The organism is Kluyvera sp. CRP (assembly GCF_019930565.1).
Taxonomy (GTDB): domain Bacteria; phylum Pseudomonadota; class Gammaproteobacteria; order Enterobacterales; family Enterobacteriaceae; genus Kluyvera; species Kluyvera georgiana_A.
Map to the genome: position 1 here is coordinate 3,686,329 of NZ_CP082841.1, position 21,689 is coordinate 3,708,017.

A 21,689-nucleotide genomic window follows, 5' to 3' on the forward strand; every position below is an offset into this window, starting at 1 on the left:
GTTAAGCAGCCGCTAGCGCCTGGACAATCAGTTGCTCCAGTAGCAAATGTGCCGGGTGTTGTGTCGATAAACTGGCGGGATTATGTTTTAACGTGATTCCCATAACGCCCGGCGAAGGCAGTCGGGCGTTTACCGTTCTTAGATTCGCTGGCATGCCGACCCGCGTACGGACGGTAAGCCCCAAGCCCGCCTGAACCGCGGCCCAAATACCGCCCAGACTATGGCTAACGAATACCACACGCCAGGGAATTCCCGCGTTATCCAGGGCTGCCGTGGCACGAGCGCGCATCAGGCAGGGGTGTTCAAACATCACCAGGGGAATGGGCTCTCCGTCGGCAAGTAATTGATCAAGAACCCCATTTTCTGAGCCAATCCACTCCAGCGGCCGTACGTCTAACAGTTTGCCATCGCTTGCGCTGAGGTCCGGCTGCCAGAACAGGGCCATATCCAGAGCCTGTTCAGCAAGAGCCTGCTGTAAGGGGTCATTACGGTCAACTTTCGCCATGATCCTGACGTCAGGATGTTGATAATGAAATTGTCCCAGAATGCCAGGCATCAACGACTCGCCAAAGTCCTCCTGCATGCCAATACGTATTTCGCCTTGTAACTGGGCACCTTTGATGGCTTGTTGTGCTTCATCGCTCAAGGCCAACAGGCGACGTCCGTAAGCCAGCAATATTTCTCCCTGAGAAGTGAGCTGGAGGTGACGACCTTTTTTCATCACCAGCGCGGTACCGCACTGGTGCTCGAGCTTTTTGAGCTGAGCGCTGACTGCAGATGTTGACCGGCAAAGCTGCGTGGCCGCCTGGGCGAAACTACCGCACTCAATACCGGTTATAAAACTACGTAACGCGTCCAGATCCAGTGCAGGAAGCCTCTTTTGCATATTCATCCTTTTTATCAGGACGGTTGGTCCTGAACTATTCGATATTCAGGACACTACTGTTGCGCCAGTATGAGGGGACTGTCAATACGGAGAACCATTATGTCGTCATCACTGGATCGTCATACCCTGGCAAAAATAGCCCCAAAACTTGCCGAAGTGAGCAGCCAACTCCTTTTCAATGATATCTGGCAGAGGGAAGACCTCTCTCCACGCGACCGTAGCCTGATAACCCTGTCCGCGCTAGCGGCGATGGGGCGCACACAACAGATACCCTGGCACCTGGACTTTGCACGTCAAAACGGTCTGCAGCAGGAAGAGATCATAGAGGCCTTTACGCATCTGGCTTTTTATATCGGCTGGCCCGCAGCCGTCACGGCGCTGGGCTGCATCAGTGAAAAGGAGGAACGATCATGCCCTTAACGCGCATAACGCTGGGTGATATCTATAGCGATACACAGATAGCAATGGTGTCGACGATTCTTCATCAAAGCCTGGTCGATAGCTTTGCTGTTCCCGTTGAAGACTGTTTTCAGTTGATCGATAAATTGCCGGCCAATCAGCGCATATTCAATACTCACTACCTTAGCGGTGGCCGTAGTGAAGGATTTGTCCTGATACAGATCACCGCAGGCCGACCGCGAACGCGGGAACAAAAGCAAAGTTTTTATCGCATGCTGAACGAACGTCTTGAACGTGAACTGGCTATCTCACCGGATGATGTGATGATAATTATCCAGTTCAACCAGGCTGAGGACTGGAGTTTTAGCCGCGGTGAAATGTTTTGTCCCTAACTCAAAGGGCAGCGCAGGCTGCCCTTGTTATGTTATGCCGATAATTGTTCGACCACTTCAGCGACGCTGAGAATCTGCTTGATACCGCCAATACCGGTACCCAGTGAGATATAGCCTTCATCGGTGTTGCCTTCCAGCATGCCAAGGCGTAACCCACGCAGGCCGCCCATCACGCTGGCTAACTCTTCTTTACTGGCGCCTGCTTTATCGAGTGCGACCAGTTTCTCTGCCAACTTCCCAGGCAGCGAGCGATAGTAGTCGGGCAGGGTGCGGAACAAACGTAAATCAAGGCCGTTCGCCGCGACAATTTTCTCTTTAACTGACTGCGGCACACGGTTTTCCACGGTGCTGATGAACACGGAACCCGCGAATATCCCTTCAGCGCCCAGCGCATAGGCGGCTTTGGCCGTACGCTTATCAACGATACCGCCGGCGGCAAGAACCGGAACGTTTTCCACGGCATCGACAATCAACGGGACAATAGAGAACGTCCCCAGCGCGGTACCTGGCAGAGTGCCACCTTCATCAAAACCGGTGGCGACAATCATATCGGCGCCGGCATGCTCCGCTGCGCGGCTGTTGGCGGGCGTCGGGTTAATGTCGCGATAGATAATGACGATACCGGCCGCTTTCAGCTCATCAAACAATTCAGGAATAATCGCACCGTCGCTGTAGCCAGTATAAACCACGGCTTTTACCGCTTCTTCTTTGATCACCTGTAGGATTCCCGGTGTCCAGATATCATTCTCCGCTGAGGGGATCAGGTTTACGGCGAACGGTTTTTCGGTCAGTTTTTTGGTTTTGCGAATCTCTTCGCGCATTTTCTCTGCGGTTTCTTCCGGCGTTGAGACGGCGGTCTCAGCGGTCAACCCGGCATTTGGCCCCAGCACACCAAGGCCCCCGGCATTACTGACAGCAGCGACCAGACGCGCATCGGTCAACCAGGAAAGAGGCCCCTGAATGACCGGCTTTTCGATACCTAAAATCTGACATATACGGTTATTTTTCATGATGTTATTTCCTTGTTACAGCGCGAATTCGCTGGAATAAGGGCAGTGTAGAGTGGTTTATTATTCAGAAAAATAGTGAAAAATGTTCATCACTATTATGAAATTAGTAACAATGGGGCGATGACAGAAAAGGGGCGTGTACTATGCAGATGAATCTATTTGAAAATATTAAAATATTTATCGAAATCATCGATACCGGCAGTTTCACTCAGGCCGCGGAAAACCTGCAAATTCATCGTCCCGCTGTGACCAGAGCGGTACAACAGCTGGAACAACATAGCGGGGTGCGGCTGCTGCAACGTACCACGCGCCGCATCTATCTGACGCCGGAAGGCGAAGAGTTTTATCGGCGCAGTAAGCCACTGCTGTCCCAGGCCGATGATTTACTGGAATCCTTTTCACCGGACCGGCCGCTACATGGTCAGCTACGCGTTGATATGCCCATTGCCTTTGCTCGCCTGGTCGTCGTACCTAAACTGCAGGAGTTCTATCAAGCTCACCCGGATCTCGAGATTATCCTGAGCAGTAGCGACGTGCGTCGTGACATGCTGCGTGACGGTCTTGACTGTGTGCTACGTGTAGGAGAGCTAGACGACGGAGACTATGTGGCTCGCCCATTGGGAACCGTGAAAAGAATGACCTGCGCCAGCCCACACTACCTCGCGCAATATGGCACGCCAGAAACCCTTGCCGATCTTCAGCATCATCATGCCGTGAACTGGATTATCAGCAACGACCGCGAAGTCATTCCCTGGCACTTTGTGACACCCGCTGGTATCGAAGAGATCACCTTGCCGGGCAAGCTGATCCTCGATAACTCAGAAGTGTATATTGCTGCAGGCCTCGCCGGGCTTGGCCTGCTTCAGGGGATGAATTTCTTCTTACAGCCGTATATCGACAGCGGCCAATTGGTGGAGGTGCTGCCGGGCTTCCCGTGCCCGTCGCGCAAACTGTCGCTGCTTTACCCTCATCGCCATTTATCACATAAGGTGAGGGTGTTTGCCCAATGGCTGGAAGGGTTGCTGGGCTGCCTGCGTTAATGGCTTAGAGAATGCCTTTGTGCGCCACGTAATAGAGCAGCATAATCGTTTTGCCATCAACAATCGCGCCGCTATCAATGGCGGCCAATGCTTCGTCAAAGGCCATCTCCAGTACTTCAATATCTTCGCCCTCCGCTGCCAGGCCGCCGCCGGTGCTCACTTTATCCCGAGCGGTATACTCCGCAATAAAAAAATGCAGCTTTTCAGTCACGGAGCCCGGGCTCATAAAGGCCTCTAAAACCTTCTGCACGTTGGCAAGGCGAAAACCGGTTTCTTCTTCGGCTTCCGCCTTAATACGGCTTTCCGCATCCATATTGTCCAGCAATCCCGCTGCCGTCTCGATTAAATACCCTGGATAGCCGTTCATGTAGGTTGGAAAACGGAACTGGCGGGTGAGAATCACCGTCCGACGTTCGCGGTTGTAAAGCAGAATTGTCGCGCCGTTACCACGGTCATAGACTTCACGGCTTTGCCGCTGCCATTCGCCGTTCTGCCGCTGTAGCTCAAAAGTATATTTTTTTAGCACATACCAGTCATCTGAGAGGGTGTCTGTCTTGATAATGCGTATTTTTGCGTTTTTTTCGTGCACAGGGGTTTCTCCATTGTTGAAAAACCATCATATACGGCACATTCGTGCATTATCAAGATAATTCATGCATTCAACACGGCGGACACATTTCGTTGGCTATCGAAGTATTCAACGTTTTCAAACGCTACAGTGGCCACCTCAATATATGTAGGAGGTTGTGATGATTGCCGTACTGTTTGAAGCACAAGCCGTAGCCGCCCACCAGAGCCGATACCTGGCGCTGGCCGCCGAACTGCGGTCAGAACTGGAAAAGACCCCGGGATTTATTGCCCTCGAGCGATTTCAAAGTTTATCGACAGAAGGCAAAATTTTGTCGTTATCCTGGTGGGAAGATGAAGAGTCTGTACGGGAATGGAAGCAAAATGCATTACATGCAGCCGCGCAACAAGAAGGAAAGCAGACCCTCTTCAGTGACTATCGTATTCGTGTCGCACAGGTCATTCGGGAATACTCATCCGATCAACGAGGGCACGCGCATCATGTATGATATTCATGTTATTTTGCGTGCTTGCCCGGGAGAACTGGCAAAATTAGGTACTACTCTGGGGCAGAACGGTATAGGCCTGGAAGGCGGCGGTGTTTTTACCGCAGGCAAGGTAGCGCATGCTCATTTTCTGGTCTCAGAGGGCGAACGGGCGCAACAGGTTCTGTGCGATGCCGGGATTCAGGTTGTTAGCGTTACCGAGCCATTGATTCGTCAACTCAAACAAGAACGACCCGGTGAATTAGGTGAAATCGCTAGCGTGTTAGCTGAGCAGGGTATTAACATCCTCGTACAGTACAGCGACCATGATAACCACTTGATTCTACTGACCGATAATAACCAACTGGCAGACAGTATCACAAAACCCTGGAGTGTGAATTTGTCATGAAGTTGCTTGAAGCAAAGCAGGAACTCGATGATGGCGAAGTTCTGCAACATGCGATGGCGGAGGTGGCAGCCGCCATCGCGGATCCCTCACGGGTTAGCATGCTTTGCGCTTTGATGGATGGGCGGGCGTGGACAGCAACGGAGCTGAGCGCGGTGGCGGATATTGCGCCATCAACCGCCAGCGCACATCTGAATAAGCTATTGAGCGGTCAGCTAATTAGTTGCCTGTCTCAGGGGCGACATCGTTATTACCGGTTAGCAGGGCGAGGAATCGCCTCGCTGCTGGAAACGTTGATGGGCGTGTCGATGGAAAGGACGCCGCAGGTCAAAACCAGTGCTCCTGTTCATCTGCGTAAAGCGCGGACATGCTACGATCATTTGGCGGGAGAAATCGCGGTCGAGCTGTATGCGTTTATGACGGAAGCGGGCTGGTTTATCCCCGAAAAGGAGTCATTATCCGCGACCGGAATCACTCGATTTGCCAAGATAGGCGCGGTGCTGGCGCCTCGTTCCAAACGAAAAGAAGCCTGTGGCTGTCTGGACTGGAGCGAACGACGGATGCATCTTGGGGGTAACGCCGGGGCAGCGATGCTGAAGGCCTTCGAACAAAATGGCTGGATTGAACGTGTACCGGGTTATCGGGAGGTGCGTTTTACTAGCCCCGGAGAACAGGCACTGTTCCATTTCTTTAATGTGAAGCTGAAATAACGCCATTGCGCTGTCGAATATTAATAAGCTATGTTTGGACTTTAAATACGGACATCGCCGATGAATATTCGCATTACAATGCGGACATATCGTTAATTTATACATCAGGGGGTAACGAGGCAATTGCGGCTTCAGATTTGGTGATGGTCAACGCAGTATGGCGAGGATTTGAGCGGCGCAGTGAGCAAGATAATCATAACCACAAAATGCTGGATTCTGCCTGACTTTATGTTAGTGCGCATAATGTATATTATGTTAAATCAAAGATAATCTACAGCCAGTCGTTTTTCATCACTATAGCCAACCACCTGTCCCCGCATTCTGTTCTGCTTTTCCTCACCCCCCCTGGTTTTCGCCAGATCCATCACATTATAAATAGAACTCATACCTGTGGCTGGTTTTTCGAACCAGACACAATTCGTCGCCTGCCTTAAGTTGTATGCGAACGTTCATCACATAACACAAACAGAACATTCATACCGCCTGCTTAAGGAAGTCACTCTATGAATCAAACAAACATCGTTGATGTAAAGGCGTGGATCGATGCCCGGCCAATATCACGTTTTCAATGGCATGTCCTGCTCCTTTGCTTTCTTATCATTATGCTTGATGGTTATGACGCCGCAGTTATGGGCTTTATTGCTCCTGCGTTAATTGAAGACTGGGGCATCAGTCGCGCTCAGCTAGGCCCGATACTGGGCGCTGCCATGTTCGGCGTCGCTATCGGTGCTTTGGTCGCTGGGCCGTTGTCGGATCGTTATGGCCGCAAGCGGATCCTGCTCTGGTCAGTTGCTTTGTTCGCCCTTTTCAGCCTGGCTGCTGCAGCCGCGCAGAGTCCGCTACAAATGGCGCTGATGCGCTTTCTCACCGGGTTAGGTTTAGGGGCTGTCATGCCAAACTGCGTCACGCTCGTTGCGGAGTACATGCCTGAACGCCGTAAAGGCTTAATGATCACCCTGATGTACAGTGGATTTAATGTCGGCTCCGGACTGGGTGGATTTATTGCCGCTGCTCTGCTTTCACACTACAGCTGGCACTCGGCCCTGATTTTCGGAGGTGTGCTACCGCTGGTTCTGCTGCCCATTATGATCGCCCTGCTGCCAGAGTCGGCTATGAGCATGGTTGCCCGCCGAGTGCCAACAGAAAAAATTGCTAACGTGCTGAATCGTCTGGGTGGAAACTTCAATAAAAATAATATCTTCACATTGAATACCCCGCAGATATCGCGCAGCAGTAAGGTGATTCAACTGTTTCGTCACGGATACGCCAGAGGGACAGTGGCATTATGGCTGACCTATTTTATGGGACTGTTTGTCATTTACCTGCTTAATGGCTGGCTACCTACTATTCTGCGTTCCGGCGGGCTCTCACTGCAGCAGGCTGCAATCATCACCGGCTTGTTCCAGCTTGGTGGTCCACTCGGCGGTATTATCGTTGGCTATATGATGGACCGCACCGCCGCCAAAAAAGTCATTGCCCTTACCTATTTCCTTGGTTGCCTGTGTCTGTTAACGCAAGGACTGATGGATTTCGGTTCAGCGGCGCTGGCGGTGCTGATTTTCATCAGCGGGATGTGCATTAATGGGGCGCAAAATGGTCTTCAGGCTTATTCCCCCGCTTATTACCAAACGGAAATTCGCGCCACGGGCGTAAGCTGGATGCACGGCATCGGCCGCACGGGGGCGATTCTGAGCTCTACGCTCGGCGGCGTCATCATGCTGGCTGTTCCGGGGCACTCATCCATTTTCCTGGTGCTCGCTTTGCCAGCATGTCTGGCGGGCATTGCTATTTTGTTGCACCGTATGAACCGAAAAGAGCCTCGAGCAACAGAGGCAGAAATAAGCGCACTCGCGCAAACCCTGCGTAACCGATAACTGGAGTTTCATTATGGCCCGAATACTTGGCGGTATTGCCGTCTCACACACACCGACGATTGGTTTCGCGGTTGATCACCACAAACAGCAGGATCCGGCGTGGTCCCCTATTTTCCAAAGCTTCGAGCCCCTCCAGCGCTGGCTTGATGAGAAAAAGCCCGATGCGCTGGTCTATATCTTTAACGATCATGTGACCGCATTTTTCTTTGACCACTATTCCACGTTTACCCTCGGAATTGACAAAGAGTATGGCGTAGCGGACGAAGGCGGCGGCCCGCGCAATCTGCCGCCGGTAAAAGGCGATGCGGCACTCTCGCGGCATATTGGTGCAAGCTTGATGGCCGACGAGTTTGATATGTCGTTCTTTATGAACAAAAAACTGGACCACGGATTGTTTTCCCCCCTGTCGGCGCTTCTGCCCTGGCAGCAAGAAGAGGGATGGCCAACCCGCGTGATCCCGCTGCAAATCGGCGTACTGCAATTCCCTGTGCCGAGCGCAAAACGTTGCTATAAGCTGGGCCAGGCATTACGTCGTGCCATCGAAAGCTATCCGGAGGATATTGACGTGGCGATTGTCGCCACCGGCGGGCTGTCGCACCAGGTTCACGGGGAACGCTGCGGATTCAACAATACCGACTGGGACGCGCAGTTCGTCGACATGCTCGTTAACGACCCGGAAAAACTCACCGAAATGACCATCAGTGAATATGCGACGCTGGGCGGTATGGAAGGCTCAGAGGTTATTATGTGGCTGGTGATGCGTGGCGCCCTTTCGGCCAATGTCACTGAGACCTGGCGTGATTACTACCTGCCCTCAATGACCGGCATTGCCACGCTGATTCTGGAAAATAACGCCCGCACGCCGCCGGTGGACACCCTGGCCCGCCACCGCCAGCATATGGCGCTGCAACTGGCTGGTGTTGATAACCTGCCGGGAACGTATCCTTTTACGCATGAGCGCAGTCTGAACGGCCTGCGGCTGAACAACTTCCTGCATAAGCTGACGCAGCCCACCTGGCGCCAGCGTTTCCTGAGTGCGCCGCAGGCACTGTATGAGGTGGCCGGGCTGAGCGAGGAGGAACAACGTCTGCTGACCGAACGCGACTGGCGTGGTTTGATCCAGTACGGCGCGAGTTTTTTCCTGCTGGAGAAAATGGGCGCAGTGGTCGGCGTATCGAATCTGCATATTTACGCCGCCATGCGCGGTCAAACGCTGGAGGAATTTCAGAAGACGCGAAACCAGCAGGTCACCTATTCTGTCGCTGGCAGCCGTTAACCTTTCGCCACGTGGTTATGAATAAAAGTGAGCAAGGCTTGTGTAGCGGGTGACGGTAGGCTCCCTTCCCGGAAGGTCAGCCCGATACGGCGTGTAGTATCGGGCAGGCGGACAGGCAAAACGGTGAGCAGCCCGTTGTCAATTTCATAGCGCATTTGGCTTGTAGAGACCGCAGCCAACATATCGGAGTGAAGCAGCAGGCCACGCACCATTGCCGCATCACCGGTTTCAACACAGGGCTGTGGTAGAGGCAGCCCTGAGATGAGAAACGCATTGTCCAGCAGATGCCGCGCCGGAGCGTTTGAGCGAGGCAGCACCCACTGCGCCTGCCCCAGCTTGCTCCGGGGATCAGGATCGTGCAGCAATGGATGGTCATTGCGCGCCAGAATCAGCATATCTTCTTCAAAGAGCGCCTCGCTTGCCAGGTCGGGGAGATCCTCATCCTGGCGCAGGGCGCCAATAATAAAATCAATATTGCCCGCACGCATGTCCGACACCAGAGACTCATACGGGCTCTCGTTGGTCATTATTGTGATGTTGGGATGGCACGCCAGGAAACTGGCGATCGCGCCGGGTAGCAGTTGTGTCCGGCTAAGCGGCAGCGCACCGATACGCACGCTTCCCTGCAGCACGCCACGCCGGGCGGCGAGATCGCTCCAGATATTATCCAGTTCGTTCAGCGCCCGACTGATGTGAGGATAAAGTACGTCTGCCGCCGCTGTCGGACGAACCCCTTCCGGAGTACGGCGAAACAGCGGCGCATCGGCCCCTTTCTCCAGAATTTTAAGCGCTGCGCTGATGGCCGGCTGCGTCACCCCGAGCTGCGTCGCGACGGTCTGGGTATGATTGACATGATACAGTTGAATAAAAATTTCCAGTCGACGGGTATGAAAGAGCCAGCCTGCATCCGGCAGCGCCTTAGACGCGCTGGTGCGCACCCTCAATTTTTGCATCAGGGCCGGAACTGCCTGTAAATCCTCTACCGCCCGCCTGGCGCGCGGTAATATGCATTTCCCGTACTCCGTAAGCACCATACCGCTGTAGTGACGCTCGAAAAGAATGACGTTCAGTGAGGCTTCCAGGTCGCGTATTGCACGTGTAATGGCAGACTGTGTACGGAATAAATCATCGGCGGCACGGGAAACACTGCCCCTTAACGCTACCTGACAGAAAAAGCGTAGCTGCATAATATTTATCGATTTACTTCGTATTTTTCTCTGCATGATCGGCCCAGCGCCACTCAATGAACTTAATAACAACATAAATAAAAATCATAGCGTTCACAAGTTAACGAATTACCTTCCTGCGACGGAGCATGACAAGCTGACAAAAAACAACAGAGGAAGTCATCATGTCCCAACCGATTCGTGAAAAAAGTGCCCTTGTCGTTAGCGCCCACTCCGCTGATTTCGTCTGGCGTGCAGGCGGCGCGATAGCCCTGCACGTCGAGCAGGGCTATCAGGTGCATATCGTCTGCCTGTCGTTCGGCGAGCGCGGGGAGTCCGCTAAACTGTGGCGCAAAGGCAATATGACTGAAGAAACGGTAAAACATCATCGTCGGGAAGAAGCGCAGGCTGCTGCCAACATTCTCGGGGCCAGCGTGGAGTTTTTTGATATTGGTGACTATCCGCTGCGTGCCGACAAAGAGACACTGTTCCGCCTGGCGGATGTTTATCGTCGGGTGCAGCCGCACTTTGTTCTGACCCACTCCATGCAGGATCCCTATAACTACGATCATCCGATGGCGTCGAACCTGGCACAGGAAGCCCGCATTATCGCCCAGGCCGAAGGATACCGTCCTGGTGAACCTGTCGTACAGGCGCCGCCAGTCTATTGCTTTGAGCCGCATCAGCCTGAGCAGTGCAGTTGGAAGCCGGACGTTCTGCTGGATATCACCCGCGTCTGGGACAAAAAGTATCAGGCAATCCAGTGCATGCAGGGCCAGGAACACCTGTGGGAATACTATACTCGCGTGGCGCTCCAGCGGGGCGTGCAGGCTAAACGTAATATCGGCATCACCGCGGCACGTGACATCGTGCATGCCGAAGCTTTCCAGAGCATCTTCCCTCGTGTGACGGAGAACCTTGCATGAACCTGCTTAACCGTAAAGGCATTGTCATCCGCTCCCTTCCCCGCCACGACAACACCGCCCTGCGTCAGTTCAGCGCGGCGGGGGTAGCTACGCTTCACGAAGCTTATGACCGACAGGGGCTTATGGCCCCGTACATCAGGCCAATACAACAGGGCATATGCCGTGCCGGAAATGCGGTCACCGTGCTGGTCACGCCCGGCGACAACTGGATGTTCCACGTTGCCGTCGAGCAGTGCCGGCCGGGCGATATCCTCGTGGTAGCCCCTACTTCGCCCTGCGGGGATGGTTTTTTTGGCGACCTGCTGGCCACGTCGTTACAGTCGCGCGGCGTCGTGGGTCTGGTGGGTGATATCGGCATCCGTGATTCGCATACCCTCCGCGAGATGGGCTTTGCCGTCTGGTCCCGGCAGGTTTACGCCCAGGGTACGGTGAAAGAGACGCTGGGCTCGGTTAACGTCCCGATTATCTGTGCAGGCCAGCTGGTAACGCCGGGGGATGTGATTGTCGCCGACGACGACGGCGTGGTGGTCATTCCGCACGGGCTTGCCCGCGAAGTGCTGGTAAAAGCCGAAACCCGAATAGCAAACGAAGCAGCGAAACGAGAGCGGATGGGGAGCGGCGAACTGGGGCTGGATATCTACGCAATGCGCCCGCGCCTCGCCGAGAAAGGGCTGCGTTATTACGATAGCGCCGAAGACGTGGAGAGTTAAACATGGCACAACGCAGAATTCCCTGCCTACTGATGCGCGGAGGCACCTCGAAGGCGGCCTGCTTTCTCGCGGATGATTTACCGGTAGGACCCTCAATGCGCGACGCGGTGCTGCTAGCGGCGATGGGTTCCCCTGATACACGTCAAATCGATGGTATTGGCGGCGCCGACCCGTTGACCAGTAAGGTGGCGATTATTCGCCGCTCGGCGCGGCCAGATGCCGATGTCGATTATCTTTTTGCCCAGGTCAACGTCGATCGTGCCGTGGTCGATTACGGTCAAAACTGCGGCAACATTCTTGCTGCTGTTGGACCTTTTGCCATTGAACGCGGCCTGGTGGACTGCGTCGCCCCCCTGACCCGGGTGCGCATCTATATGGAGAACACCGGCCAGCTTGCGGTTGCAGAAGTGCCCTGTGACAACGAAGGCGTGGAGTATGCGGGCGACACCCGCATTGATGGCGTACCCGGTACGGCCAGTAAAATTGTGCTCAATTTTCTCGACGTGGCGGGATCAAGCTGCGGGGCGCTGCTCCCGACCGGACGGGCTCGCGATCGCTTCGACGACATCGATGTCACCTGTATCGATAATGGTATGCCGGTGATACTTGTCCGCGCCAGCGACCTCGGGCGCACGGGTTATGAGACCCGTGAACAGCTCGACGCCGACGATGAGCTGAAGCAGCGGCTGGAGTCTATTCGCCTGCAGGCCGGACCGCGCATGAATCTGGGTGATGTGTCGCAACGTACGGTTCCCAAAATGGCGCTCATTGCCAGGCCGCGTGCCGGGGGAGCCATCAGCAGTCGTACCTTTATTCCGCACCGCTGCCATACCTCGATTGGCGTTTTCGGCGCGGTGAGCGTCGCCAGCGCCTGTCTTATTGAAGGTTCAGTGGCGCAAGAGTTGGCGAGTCTTGAGCGTATGCCAGAACTGAGCGTTGAGCACCCAACTGGTGAATTCAGCGTGGCGCTTCAGCTCGCCGATAACGGCCAACTGACTGGCTGCGGCCTGCTGCGCACGGCGCGACTGCTGTTCACCGGCGACGTTTGTATTCCGGCCAGTGTATGGCCGCGTGAGGAGCTGTAATGACGACAATAACATTTATAGGCTATGGTGAAGCAGGAGGCATTCTTGCAGATGCACTGGCAAAAGAGAACCCGGTCACCGTCTGGGATTGCAAGTTTAATGGTCCAGAACGCGATGCGATGATAATGAAGGCGCGCCAGGGAGGCGTGCGGGCAGCTATCTCTCTGGCCGACGCGTTGACAGGCGCCGAGCTCATCTTTTCCACCGTCACCGCAGGATCCGCGCTGGATGTCGCATCACAAGCAGCCCTGCTGATGACGGATAAGCAGTATTTTCTTGACCTTAACTCCGTCGCCCCGCAGACCAAGCGGCAGGCTGCCGAATGCTTTAAGCCCGGCACTTACGTCGATGTCGCGGTGATGGCGCCTGTTCCCCCCGCAGCACTCAGAACGCCTTTGTTGATCGGGGGCCCACAGGCGCAAGCCATCACCGAATTACTGACTGCGCTCGGATGTCATGCCCGCTACGGCGGGAACGGCATTGGCAGCGTCTCGGCAATCAAGATGTGCCGCAGCGTCATGATCAAAGGACTGGAGGCGCTTACCGCCGAATGCCTGTTCGCCGCCCACCAGTACGGCGTTGAGGAAGCGGTGCTGGCATCACTCCACGCCAGCTTCCCCTCATTGGGCTGGAATGATGCCTTCCCCGGCTACCTGATAAGCCGCGTTGCCGAGCATGGCATCCGACGCAGCGAAGAGATGGAAGAAGTGGTCAAAACCCTTCGCGATGCCGCGGGAGAGAGCGTGATGAGCCAGGCGACGGCGATAGCCCAACGCCACCTGCCAGAACGTATGGCCGCGCTAGGAATTACCTATGCGCAGCTTGAGCCGTTTAACTGGAAAGCGCTGACAGCGTTGCTTAAAGAACACATTTAACGCAGCGAACAACATGTCAGGAAAGTAGACAAAATACCGTGAAGCCCTGACGACTGAACCGACTCTCTGCTCCTCAGTCGTCAGAGCATGCAATACATCAGACCGCAGTTTCCAACACCACCACGCACTGACCCGCTCTCACCGATGAACCCGGTTGAACTCGCACCTGGCTGACCACACCATCCTGCGAGGCCACTAACGGAATTTCCATCTTCATCGACTCGAGGATCACCAGAACGTCGCCTTCGCGTACGGTGTTGCCGATTTCAACGTTCACCTGCCACAGGTTGCCAGATACCGGACTGTCGATGCTTGCCTGACCGGCCCTTAACGGTGCATCTTCGCCCTCTTCGACCAGCGTATCGCTACTATCAAAATGTGCCTGACCGTTGGCAATCCAGCGCTCGCGCTCTGCATCAAACGCCCCCTGCTGATGGGCACGGAAAGCCTCAATTTCCGTGGCTTCATCCGCCAGGAACTGCTGGTAGTCGGGCAGGTTCAGCGTGGTATGTTCAATACGCAGCGGATAACGCCCCAGCGGGAAATCACGGCGGATCGTCAATAACTCGTCGGCAGAAACCGGGTAGAAACGAATCTGGTCGAAGAAGCGCAGCAGCCACGGTTTACCGCCAAAATCGTCAACCGCGTGATAGCGATTCCACATTTGCAGCGTACGGCCAACGAACTGATACCCGCCCGGCCCCTCCATGCCATAAACGCAGAGATATGCCCCGCCAATGCCCACCGAGTTTTCCGCCGTCCAGGTGCGCGCCGGATTGTACTTGGTGGTGACCAGTCGATGGCGCGGATCAAGCGGTGTCGCGACCGGCGCACCGAGATAGACATCTCCCAGCCCCATCACCAGATAGCTGGCGTCGAACACCGTTTTATACACTTCATCGACGTTCGCCAGATCGTTAATGCGACGGATAAACTCAAGATTACTCGGACACCAGGGCGCATCGCGGCGCACGGTGGTCATGTATTTGTCGATAGCCTTCTGGCACGCCGGATCGTCCCAGGAGAGCGGCAGCCAGACGATGCGCGACGGCACTGCCAGCGAATCCTGCTCGCACACGCCATTCCATACTCCGGAGACTATCTCCAGAAGCGTTGCCAGACTTAGCGTTTCCGGCTGGTAGTGAATTTGCAACGAGCGGATCCCCGGCGTGAGGTCGATGATCCCACTCAGCGCTTTTTCCTCCAGCGCTTGCATCAACGCATGACCGCGAAAACGCAGAACCAGATCCAGCTCTGGTTCGCCAATCTCCAGCAACAGATGGGTATCGCCAGAGAGCCTTGCCACCAGTCGCTTATCGGCGGCACCAAGACTGAGCACCGCTGGCGAGGCCAAAGTCGCGGGTTGCCAGACAGGGTGCTGTGGCGTCAGGCTGGCAATCTCGGTTTCCTGAGCCTGTGCCAGACGGCGCGCAGTCGCGATATCGACAGGAACAAAGCGGATTTTATCACCGGCTTTCACCTGCCCGACCGCCGGTAAATCGGCCTCGATAATCGTGACAGGGCAAACAAATCCGCCCAGGCTCGGGCCATCCGGGCCGAGGATCACCGGCATGTCACCGGTAAAATCCACCGCGCCAATGGCGTACGGGTTATCATGAATGTTTGACGGATGCAGACCGGCTTCACCGCCGCTCTCACGTACCCACTCCGGTTTCGGCCCGATCAGGCGTACGCCCGTCCGGCTGGAGTTAAAATGGACTTCCCATTCGGTGGCAAAAAAAGTCTCTATATAATCAGGCGTGAAATACTCCGGCGCGCCGTGCGGGCCATAGACAACACGCAGCTCGCGCACCGTTCCCAGCGTGGTCCGCAGCGCTTGCGGCAGTTCGCTTTCCTGAACGCGCTCTGATAAAGGCGCCAGATGCAGCACGTCGCCAGTTCGCAGCGCTCGTCCGGCATGGCCGCCAAATTGCCCCAATGTGAAGGTACTTTTACTGCCCAGATAATCCGGCACGTTGAAGCCGCCACGCAGGCACAGATAGCTGCGCACGCCCTGGTTGCGGATGTCGCCCATTCGTAGCGTCATGCCCGCCTGCACGGTGACAATACGATTATTCTCCAGCGGTTCGCCATCCAACGTGAGCGCAATCTCTGCCCCGGTGACCACCAGTTGCGCGTCACAGTTAAATTTGAGCGTCGGGCCACTGAGCGTAATTTCCAGCGCGGCGGCGTTGGCATCATTGCCCAACAGCCGGTTACCCAGACGCAGCGCCCGACTGTCCATTGGGCCGGATGGTGGAACGCCTACCGCCCAGTACCCGGTTCTTCCGGGGTAATCCTGCACCGTGGTTTGTGTTCCGGCGTTGAGAACTTCCAGCGTGAACGCCTCGTATTTCAGCCCTTCCAGGCAGCGAGTCCAGGGTTCACCGCTCGCAAACGGGGCAAAGGTTAAAATCTGCTGCAGATAGCTACGGTTGGTTTCTACGCCATAAAGGCGCGTTTCGCCGAGAGCTGTATGTAGTGTGCGAATCGCCTGTTCGCGCGTCGGCTGCCAGGCGATGATTTTCGCCAGCATCGGATCAAAAAACGGGGGGACCTCGCAGCCGGATTCCACCCAACTGTCGATACGTAGCATCCGGCGGTCATTTGCCGGGAAGACGACTTCGGTGAGCAGCCCCGGAGACGGCTGGAACTGACGACCCGGATCTTCGGCATAAACGCGTGCCTGAATCGCATGGCCATCAGGCTTGAGGTTTTCTCGCAGCGCCGCCAGCGGCGGTAAGGTTCCTGCTGCCAGCTCAATCATCCAGCGCACCAGGTCCACGCCCCACACCTGCTCGGTCACGCCGTGCTCAACCTGCAGACGGGTATTCACCTCCAGGAAATAAAACCGTTCAGCGTGACTGTCGTAGACAAACTCGACGGTGCCCGCGCTGCGATAGTTGACCGCTTTACCCAGCCTGATCGCCGCCTCACACAAGGCATTTTCCATGCCTTCAGGCAGATTCGGCGCAGGGGTTTCTTCCAGCACTTTCTGATTACGGCGCTGTATTGAGCAGTCGCGCACGCCGAGGGAAATCACCTCGCCTCTGCCATCGCCAAATAGCTGTACTTCAAGATGCCGCGCCCGCTCGATGTATTTCTCAATAAATACCCCCGCATCGCTGAAGTTGTTTTTCCCCAGGCGTACCACGGCATCGAACGCGTCGTTGAGTTCTTCTGGGGTATAGCAGACGCGCATCCCGATACCGCCGCCGCCCGCGGTGCTTTTCAGCATTACCGGGTAACCAACGCGATCAGCGGCCTGCAGCGCTTCAGTCACATCGGCCAGAAGTTCAGTGCCTTCCAGCATCGGTACGCCATGGGATTTAGCCAGCGCCCGGGCCGTATGTTTCAGGCCAAACAGGCGCAGCTGTTCCGGTGTCGGGCCAACAAAGGCAATACCTGCGGCTTCGCAGGCTTCCGCAAAAGCGGCGTTTTCAGACAGAAAACCATAACCTGGATGAATGGCTTGTGCGCCGCTGGCTTGCGCGGCCGCAATGATTTTTTCCGTCACCAGATAGGTATTGGCCGCCGGGCCTTCGCCCAGACTCAGGGCTTCATCGGCTTCGCGAATATGCAGGCTGCTGATGTCAGCCTCAGAATAGACCGCCACGCCGCGCAGGTTCATTGCGTGCAGGGTACGTAAAATGCGGCAGGCAATCGCCCCGCGGTTTGCAATCAGGAGTGTCGTCAGCATAGGTCAGACTCAATCATGGCGGGTCGTCCCGCCGAATATTGGCTCACCCATGGTCGTCCATGGGGAAAAAGCGTTCATGGCAGGAGGCGTCCGGCACGGACTTCAAACAGGCGGTAAATCGCCCGACGCAGGCGTTGCCAGCGGTTTGGTGTTATTTCCATATCAGCACCTCAGCAGGCGTTGGATTCCAGCCGTTGCAGGGATTATTCAACTGCGGACAGTTAGAAATGAGCACGATGACGTTACACTCGGCGCGTAGCTCTACATACTTACCCGGCGCAGAGATGCCGTCCTCAAAGGTCAGTCCGCCCTGCGGCGTCACCGGCACGTTCATGAAGAAGTTGATGTTCGCGCCGATGTCGCGCTTTTGCAGCCGGCCATCATGCAGGCAGGCGCAGAGAAAATTATCCCGACAGCTATGCATATGCCGTTTGTCGAGGGCATAACGAACGGTATTGCTCTCCTGTGCGCAGGCGCCGCCGAGGGTATCGTGGCGCCCACAGGTATCGGCGACAATGGTCAGCAGCGGGTTACCGAGGTTCGAATACAGCACGCTGCCGCTGGTCAGATACGCGTTGTTCTGACGACGCAGCGTGCGCTGGGCGTCGTAGCGTTCGCGCGGTTTATCCGCGTTATAAAACAGCGTGTCTACCGCTTGATTCCCTTCGAGGTCGAGCAGGCGCAAAGTTTGCCCCTTCTTCACTTCAAACAGGTAGGGTTCACCTGCCGGGATTACGTGGCGAAAGCTGGCGTGCTGGGCTTGTTTCTCGCTGGCTACGGTCATCTTATGGCTCCTTACAGGGCAAAAAGTTGAGTGTTGATAAGGGCGCGTTCGTTTTCCGGCCGTGTCCGCAATGCGTTAATGGCGGCGTCTTGATCCTCAGCCTGCCTCCAGCTCAGCTGCACCGGGCGTGGCGCATACTCACGGGATGGGTCCATCGGATGCTGCAATGCGGTCATCACAACCAGCGTGTCCATGGGCGCGAACAGTTCGATGTAACTCCCCGGCTGCGAATGCCCGCTGTGGAAGCTGAACTGTCCGTTGTCATCCACCGTGACCTTGCTGAAGAAATTGACCACCATCAGCAGATCTTCAAGGTTAAGATCCCACTTTCCCATCTCGACCAGCAGGTTGTCGGTACCGTTACGGTAGAAACCGTTCCGCCGTTCCTGATAGCGCCCCTGCCCGTATTTTTCCGCCACTTCCTGCGCGTTCAATACGCCGCCAAACGGATCGTGCCAGCCGCTGGTATCGGCAATAATGCCTGCCAGTACGCGGCCCATATCGGAGTAAAAACAGTGCCCGGCGGTGAGCCGCGCCGTATGCTGACCTTTCAGCGTATCGGGGAGGTTCAGACGCTCGCTTTTGTGGTGCGGGTTAAGCATCAGCAGGCTGACGTTTGCCCCGCCGTCGATATCCGTCATGCGCAGGATCTGCCCGCGTTTGAGGACAAACGAAAGGTGCCCGCCGCCCGGCAAGATCTCTTCACGCAGGAATGTTTCGGTCTTCATATGATTAACCCCTTAAGGCATAAACGTTGTCGGGAGCCGTACCGCTCAGCGCAGAGAGCCGCGTTTCGTTGAGCGGAATGTCATAGGTAATGCGCGCGCCAAAGGCATTGGGCGCCTGAGGGTCGATGCGCACTTTGTCGAACACCAGTAAACGGGTGCCGAGGTTGAAACCTTCGGATAGATCGTGGGTGACCATAAATACGGTCATGCGAGTTTCACCCCACAGCTGCAGCAGCAGCGCATGCATGTCTTTACGAATGCCTGGGTCGAGTGCGCCAAAAGGCTCATCGAGCAGAAGTACGCGCGGTTGCATAATAAACGCCTGCGCAATGGCTAAACGCTGCTGCATGCCGCCGGAAAGCTGCGCCGGATATTTGTCCAGCGCATGGCCAAGACCGACTTTTTCCAGCATCTCCGTCGCCCGCTCGCGTACCGCGCGTTTTTTGGCGCCGAACAGTCGCCCGAACAGTGGTGATTGCGGCAGTTCGAGACCAATAGCGACGTTATCCAGCACGTTCAGGTGTGGAAAAACTGAATAACGCTGGAACACCACGCCCCGGCTGCTATCCGGTTCGGCATGGAGCTGTTGACCATCCAGAGTGATAGAACCCCGGCTCGGCGTTTCCTGACCGAGCAGCAGGCGCAAAAACGTCGATTTTCCGCAGCCGGACGCGCCAACCATCGAGCAGAACTCGCCCTCTTTCACCTGCAGGTTAAGACGTTCCAGTACGACGTGGTCGCCGTATTCCTGCCAGATATTGTTGATAGTGATAAAGCTCATGCCTTCCCTCCTTCCGCCCAGGGAAAACAGGTTTGATGTAGTTTGCGCAGCGCCAGATCCATCAGCCAGGCCAGCAGCGTGATCCACAGGACGTAAGGGATAATCACGTCCATGGCCATATAGCGGCGCACGAGGAAAATGCGGTAGCCCAATCCGGCGGTGGATGAAATGGCTTCAGCCGAAATCAGGAACAGCCATGCCGAACCCAGCAGCAGACGCAGCGAAGTCAGCAGACGCGACAGCAGTTGCGGCAGCACCACGCGCAGCACCAGCGTCCAGCTATTCGCGCCCAGAGTCTGGGCTTTAATCAGGATCTCCGGCGGGATTTCACAGGCGCGATGCTCCAGATCGCGTGCCAGCATCGGCGTGATACCGATAACAATCAGCATCACTTTCGACAGTTCGTCGAGGCCAAAAACGATAAACAGCACCGGTAAAATCGCCAGCGGCGGGATCATCGACAACACCGTCATCAGCGGTGACAGCGACGCGCGCCACAGCGGGAACACGCCGGACGTCACGCCGATACACAGGCCCAGCAGTGAGGCAATGGTTAGCCCAACCAGTAGACGCGCCAGACTGACCAGGGTATCGACCCAGAACAGATATTCACCGCTGCGTTTATCCGGGGTAAACGCCATCCGTGATAGCGCATCCAGCATCTGCTGGAGACCCGGCAGCAGCTTGTCCTGCGGGTTAGCCTCCAGCCGTACCGCCGAGCCAAAGAAGTAGGCAGCCAGCAGCAGGAGGAAAGGCATCATGACCAGTATCAGCCGCATACCAGAAGTGGGATGACGATTAATTTGTCGCATGGGAACTCCGTCCGTTATCACAGCGTGCCGGCAGCGGCCATTTTCACGAAGCTATCGTCAAATCGCAGTTTGACGTTATGGGCATCACCCTGAGTCACGTTGCCAGGGAAGCGCATACCAATAAAATCGGCACTCTGCGCTCCATCGCCCAGTAGCCCTTTATCAAAGGAGAACGCGGCCACGCGCTGCATGGTTTTCGCCAGTTCCGGGGAGCTAATAAAGGCAATGTTGTCCTGTGGGGTGTAGAACAAATGGGTGGTCTTCAGCTGCGCCTGATATCCAGCCAAATCTGTGCCGGAGGCGGCCGCCATTGCATTCAGCGCGTTCGTATCCTGGGCTTTCATCATCCCCATCATTTCGTACCACGCGCCGGTTAAGGCTTTGCCGAGTGCAGGGTTATCTTTCAGGGTTTCGCTGTTGACGACCATCATGTCGATAAGCTCACCCGGTACCTGCGAGGAGCTGAACACTTCGGTGGTTTTCGGCGTGCCTTTGATAACAGAAAGCTGCGGGTTCCAGGCCACTGCCGCCTGTACGCCGGAGGTACCAAACGCCGAGACAATGTCCGCATCTGAGGTGTTCACGACGGTAACGTCTTTTTCCGCCAGTCCCGCTTTTTCCAGACCGCGAACTAGTAAATAGTGGGAAACGGACAATTCTGGCAGGTAGACCTTCATCCCTTTTAGATCGTTAAGGGTCTTGCCCTCGCCCTTCATCACCACGCCGTCATTGCCTTCCGAGTAGCTACCGAGGATCAGTGCGGTGCTGTCTACGCCACCTGCGGCCGGAATGGTCAGCGCATCCATATTGGTCATGGTGCAGCCATCGAACTGGCCCGCCGTGTACTGGTTGATGGATTCGATATAGTCGTTGAGCTGTACTACGTTGATTTTGATGCCGTACTTGTTGGCCCATTTATCGATAATTTTGCTGCTGCTAATGGTCCCCCAGGGCATCCACCCGGCATAGATGGTCCAGCAGACGTTGAACTCTTTTTTCACAGCAGCAAAAGTGGGGAGACTGACCAGCATTGCCAGCGACAGTACAACAGAGCGGAGTAATGGCGTTTTCTTCATG

The 21,689-nt window shown here is 55.6% G+C and carries 22 protein-coding genes; 12 read left to right on the forward strand and 10 right to left on the reverse strand.

The window, feature by feature from the left end; translation table 11 throughout:
• Window position 1: 1 nt before the first annotated feature.
• A complete protein-coding gene (locus K7B04_RS17475; RefSeq protein WP_163445602.1) occupies window positions 2–886 on the reverse strand; it encodes a LysR substrate-binding domain-containing protein in 885 nt (294 codons plus the stop codon).
• 96 nt (window positions 887–982) lie between these two features.
• Between K7B04_RS17475 and K7B04_RS17480 the strand changes: the two genes are divergently transcribed.
• Both K7B04_RS17480 and K7B04_RS17485 read left to right on the forward strand, forming a co-directional pair.
• Window positions 983–1,306: a carboxymuconolactone decarboxylase family protein gene (locus tag K7B04_RS17480; RefSeq protein ID WP_223804186.1), complete on the forward strand. Its 324-nt coding sequence runs from the start codon at window positions 983–985 to the stop codon at window positions 1,304–1,306.
• Window positions 1,297–1,677: a tautomerase family protein gene (locus K7B04_RS17485; protein WP_163445606.1), complete on the forward strand. Its 381-nt coding sequence runs from the start codon at window positions 1,297–1,299 to the stop codon at window positions 1,675–1,677. Before K7B04_RS17480 ends, K7B04_RS17485 begins: the two co-directional genes overlap by 10 nt.
• A gap of 32 nt (window positions 1,678–1,709) precedes the next feature.
• On the opposite strand, the gene K7B04_RS17490 is transcribed toward K7B04_RS17485, so the two are convergent.
• The gene (locus K7B04_RS17490) at window positions 1,710–2,687 is read right to left on the reverse strand and encodes a nitronate monooxygenase (protein WP_167575835.1); all 978 of its coding nucleotides are present in this window, start codon (window positions 2,685–2,687) and stop codon (window positions 1,710–1,712) included.
• A 149-nt stretch (window positions 2,688–2,836) separates the two neighbouring features.
• On the opposite strand from K7B04_RS17490, the gene K7B04_RS17495 reads away from it, so the two are divergent.
• Window positions 2,837–3,727: a LysR family transcriptional regulator gene (locus tag K7B04_RS17495; protein WP_223804187.1), complete on the forward strand. Its 891-nt coding sequence runs from the start codon at window positions 2,837–2,839 to the stop codon at window positions 3,725–3,727.
• A gap of 4 nt (window positions 3,728–3,731) precedes the next feature.
• On the opposite strand, the gene K7B04_RS17500 is transcribed toward K7B04_RS17495, so the two are convergent.
• A complete protein-coding gene (locus K7B04_RS17500) occupies window positions 3,732–4,316 on the reverse strand; it encodes a GDP-mannose pyrophosphatase (protein WP_163445610.1) in 585 nt (194 codons plus the stop codon).
• A 160-nt stretch (window positions 4,317–4,476) separates the two neighbouring features.
• On the opposite strand from K7B04_RS17500, the gene K7B04_RS17505 reads away from it, so the two are divergent.
• From K7B04_RS17505 to K7B04_RS17525, 5 genes are all read left to right on the forward strand, one after another.
• The gene (locus K7B04_RS17505) at window positions 4,477–4,803 is read left to right on the forward strand and encodes an antibiotic biosynthesis monooxygenase (RefSeq protein WP_223802619.1); all 327 of its coding nucleotides are present in this window, start codon (window positions 4,477–4,479) and stop codon (window positions 4,801–4,803) included.
• Window positions 4,796–5,188 (forward strand): amino acid-binding protein, encoded by a 393-nt coding sequence (locus K7B04_RS17510; protein WP_223802620.1) that lies wholly within the window; start codon window positions 4,796–4,798, stop codon window positions 5,186–5,188. Before K7B04_RS17505 ends, K7B04_RS17510 begins: the two co-directional genes overlap by 8 nt.
• Window positions 5,185–5,895 (forward strand): winged helix-turn-helix domain-containing protein, encoded by a 711-nt coding sequence (locus K7B04_RS17515; protein ID WP_223802621.1) that lies wholly within the window; start codon window positions 5,185–5,187, stop codon window positions 5,893–5,895. Before K7B04_RS17510 ends, K7B04_RS17515 begins: the two co-directional genes overlap by 4 nt.
• Before the next feature lie 503 nt (window positions 5,896–6,398).
• Complete coding sequence (locus tag K7B04_RS17520) at window positions 6,399–7,769, forward strand: aromatic acid/H+ symport family MFS transporter (RefSeq protein ID WP_223802622.1); 1,371 nt, start codon at window positions 6,399–6,401, stop codon at window positions 7,767–7,769.
• A gap of 13 nt (window positions 7,770–7,782) precedes the next feature.
• Window positions 7,783–9,045 carry a gallate dioxygenase gene (locus tag K7B04_RS17525; RefSeq protein WP_223802623.1) on the forward strand — a complete coding sequence of 421 codons (1,263 nt, stop codon included), beginning with the start codon at window positions 7,783–7,785 and terminating at the stop codon, window positions 9,043–9,045.
• Here the strand turns inward: K7B04_RS17525 and K7B04_RS17530 are convergent.
• Window positions 9,042–10,268 (reverse strand): LysR substrate-binding domain-containing protein, encoded by a 1,227-nt coding sequence (locus K7B04_RS17530; protein WP_223802624.1) that lies wholly within the window; start codon window positions 10,266–10,268, stop codon window positions 9,042–9,044. The two genes, K7B04_RS17525 and K7B04_RS17530, sit on opposite strands and share 4 nt — an antisense overlap.
• A 128-nt stretch (window positions 10,269–10,396) precedes the next feature.
• Here K7B04_RS17530 and galB point away from each other — a divergent pair, with 128 nt between their 5' ends.
• The 4 genes from galB to K7B04_RS17550 are packed head-to-tail and all read left to right on the forward strand — an operon-like array spanning window position 10,397 to window position 13,807.
• Window positions 10,397–11,137, forward strand: a complete 741-nt coding sequence (gene galB / locus K7B04_RS17535; RefSeq protein WP_223802625.1) for a 4-oxalmesaconate hydratase — start codon at window positions 10,397–10,399, stop codon at window positions 11,135–11,137.
• Window positions 11,134–11,847 (forward strand): 4-carboxy-4-hydroxy-2-oxoadipate aldolase/oxaloacetate decarboxylase, encoded by a 714-nt coding sequence (locus K7B04_RS17540; protein ID WP_223802626.1) that lies wholly within the window; start codon window positions 11,134–11,136, stop codon window positions 11,845–11,847. The genes galB and K7B04_RS17540 overlap by 4 nt, the downstream gene beginning before the upstream one ends.
• Window positions 11,848–11,849: 2 nt before the next feature.
• Window positions 11,850–12,932: a 4-oxalomesaconate tautomerase gene (locus tag K7B04_RS17545; RefSeq protein ID WP_223802627.1), complete on the forward strand. Its 1,083-nt coding sequence runs from the start codon at window positions 11,850–11,852 to the stop codon at window positions 12,930–12,932.
• A complete protein-coding gene (locus tag K7B04_RS17550) occupies window positions 12,932–13,807 on the forward strand; it encodes an NAD(P)-dependent oxidoreductase (RefSeq protein ID WP_223802628.1) in 876 nt (291 codons plus the stop codon). The genes K7B04_RS17545 and K7B04_RS17550 overlap by 1 nt, the downstream gene beginning before the upstream one ends.
• A 97-nt stretch (window positions 13,808–13,904) precedes the next feature.
• Here the strand turns inward: K7B04_RS17550 and uca are convergent, their stop codons facing one another.
• The 6 genes from uca to K7B04_RS17580 form a co-directional block, all read right to left on the reverse strand.
• Window positions 13,905–17,507 (reverse strand): urea carboxylase, encoded by a 3,603-nt coding sequence (gene uca / locus K7B04_RS17555; RefSeq protein WP_223802629.1) that lies wholly within the window; start codon window positions 17,505–17,507, stop codon window positions 13,905–13,907.
• A 151-nt stretch (window positions 17,508–17,658) separates the two neighbouring features.
• Window positions 17,659–18,291: an urea amidolyase associated protein UAAP2 gene (locus K7B04_RS17560; RefSeq protein ID WP_223802630.1), complete on the reverse strand. Its 633-nt coding sequence runs from the start codon at window positions 18,289–18,291 to the stop codon at window positions 17,659–17,661.
• A gap of 11 nt (window positions 18,292–18,302) precedes the next feature.
• Complete coding sequence (locus K7B04_RS17565; RefSeq protein ID WP_167575825.1) at window positions 18,303–19,019, reverse strand: urea amidolyase associated protein UAAP1; 717 nt, start codon at window positions 19,017–19,019, stop codon at window positions 18,303–18,305.
• A gap of 4 nt (window positions 19,020–19,023) precedes the next feature.
• The gene (locus K7B04_RS17570; RefSeq protein ID WP_163446365.1) at window positions 19,024–19,800 is read right to left on the reverse strand and encodes an ABC transporter ATP-binding protein; all 777 of its coding nucleotides are present in this window, start codon (window positions 19,798–19,800) and stop codon (window positions 19,024–19,026) included.
• Entirely contained in the window at window positions 19,797–20,612 is an 816-nt protein-coding gene (locus K7B04_RS17575) for an ABC transporter permease subunit (protein ID WP_223802631.1), read from the reverse strand. Before K7B04_RS17575 ends, K7B04_RS17570 begins: the two co-directional genes overlap by 4 nt.
• 17 nt (window positions 20,613–20,629) lie before the next feature.
• Window positions 20,630–21,688 carry a putative urea ABC transporter substrate-binding protein gene (locus K7B04_RS17580; RefSeq protein WP_223802632.1) on the reverse strand — a complete coding sequence of 353 codons (1,059 nt, stop codon included), beginning with the start codon at window positions 21,686–21,688 and terminating at the stop codon, window positions 20,630–20,632.
• Window position 21,689: the final 1 nt, after the last annotated feature.

Excerpts from the sequence above, each read along its gene's own strand:
- K7B04_RS17475 (WP_163445602.1), bottom strand. The coding sequence starts at position 886 with ATGCAAAAGAGGCTTCCTGCACTGGATCTGGACGCGTTACGTAGTTTT.
- K7B04_RS17485 (WP_163445606.1), top strand. The coding sequence starts at position 1,297 with ATGCCCTTAACGCGCATAACGCTGGGTGATATCTATAGCGATACACAG.
- K7B04_RS17490 (WP_167575835.1), bottom strand. The coding sequence starts at position 2,687 with ATGAAAAATAACCGTATATGTCAGATTTTAGGTATCGAAAAGCCGGTC.
- K7B04_RS17495 (WP_223804187.1), top strand. The coding sequence starts at position 2,837 with ATGAATCTATTTGAAAATATTAAAATATTTATCGAAATCATCGATACC.
- K7B04_RS17505 (WP_223802619.1), top strand. The coding sequence starts at position 4,477 with ATGATTGCCGTACTGTTTGAAGCACAAGCCGTAGCCGCCCACCAGAGC.
- K7B04_RS17510 (WP_223802620.1), top strand. The coding sequence starts at position 4,796 with ATGTATGATATTCATGTTATTTTGCGTGCTTGCCCGGGAGAACTGGCA.
- K7B04_RS17515 (WP_223802621.1), top strand. The coding sequence starts at position 5,185 with ATGAAGTTGCTTGAAGCAAAGCAGGAACTCGATGATGGCGAAGTTCTG.
- K7B04_RS17520 (WP_223802622.1), top strand. The coding sequence starts at position 6,399 with ATGAATCAAACAAACATCGTTGATGTAAAGGCGTGGATCGATGCCCGG.
- K7B04_RS17525 (WP_223802623.1), top strand. The coding sequence starts at position 7,783 with ATGGCCCGAATACTTGGCGGTATTGCCGTCTCACACACACCGACGATT.
- K7B04_RS17530 (WP_223802624.1), bottom strand. The coding sequence starts at position 10,268 with ATGCAGAGAAAAATACGAAGTAAATCGATAAATATTATGCAGCTACGC.
- galB (WP_223802625.1), top strand. The coding sequence starts at position 10,397 with ATGTCCCAACCGATTCGTGAAAAAAGTGCCCTTGTCGTTAGCGCCCAC.
- K7B04_RS17540 (WP_223802626.1), top strand. The coding sequence starts at position 11,134 with ATGAACCTGCTTAACCGTAAAGGCATTGTCATCCGCTCCCTTCCCCGC.
- K7B04_RS17545 (WP_223802627.1), top strand. The coding sequence starts at position 11,850 with ATGGCACAACGCAGAATTCCCTGCCTACTGATGCGCGGAGGCACCTCG.
- K7B04_RS17550 (WP_223802628.1), top strand. The coding sequence starts at position 12,932 with ATGACGACAATAACATTTATAGGCTATGGTGAAGCAGGAGGCATTCTT.
- uca (WP_223802629.1), bottom strand. The coding sequence starts at position 17,507 with ATGCTGACGACACTCCTGATTGCAAACCGCGGGGCGATTGCCTGCCGC.
- K7B04_RS17560 (WP_223802630.1), bottom strand. The coding sequence starts at position 18,291 with ATGACCGTAGCCAGCGAGAAACAAGCCCAGCACGCCAGCTTTCGCCAC.
- K7B04_RS17565 (WP_167575825.1), bottom strand. The coding sequence starts at position 19,019 with ATGAAGACCGAAACATTCCTGCGTGAAGAGATCTTGCCGGGCGGCGGG.
- K7B04_RS17570 (WP_163446365.1), bottom strand. The coding sequence starts at position 19,800 with ATGAGCTTTATCACTATCAACAATATCTGGCAGGAATACGGCGACCAC.
- K7B04_RS17575 (WP_223802631.1), bottom strand. The coding sequence starts at position 20,612 with ATGCGACAAATTAATCGTCATCCCACTTCTGGTATGCGGCTGATACTG.
- K7B04_RS17580 (WP_223802632.1), bottom strand. The coding sequence starts at position 21,688 with ATGAAGAAAACGCCATTACTCCGCTCTGTTGTACTGTCGCTGGCAATG.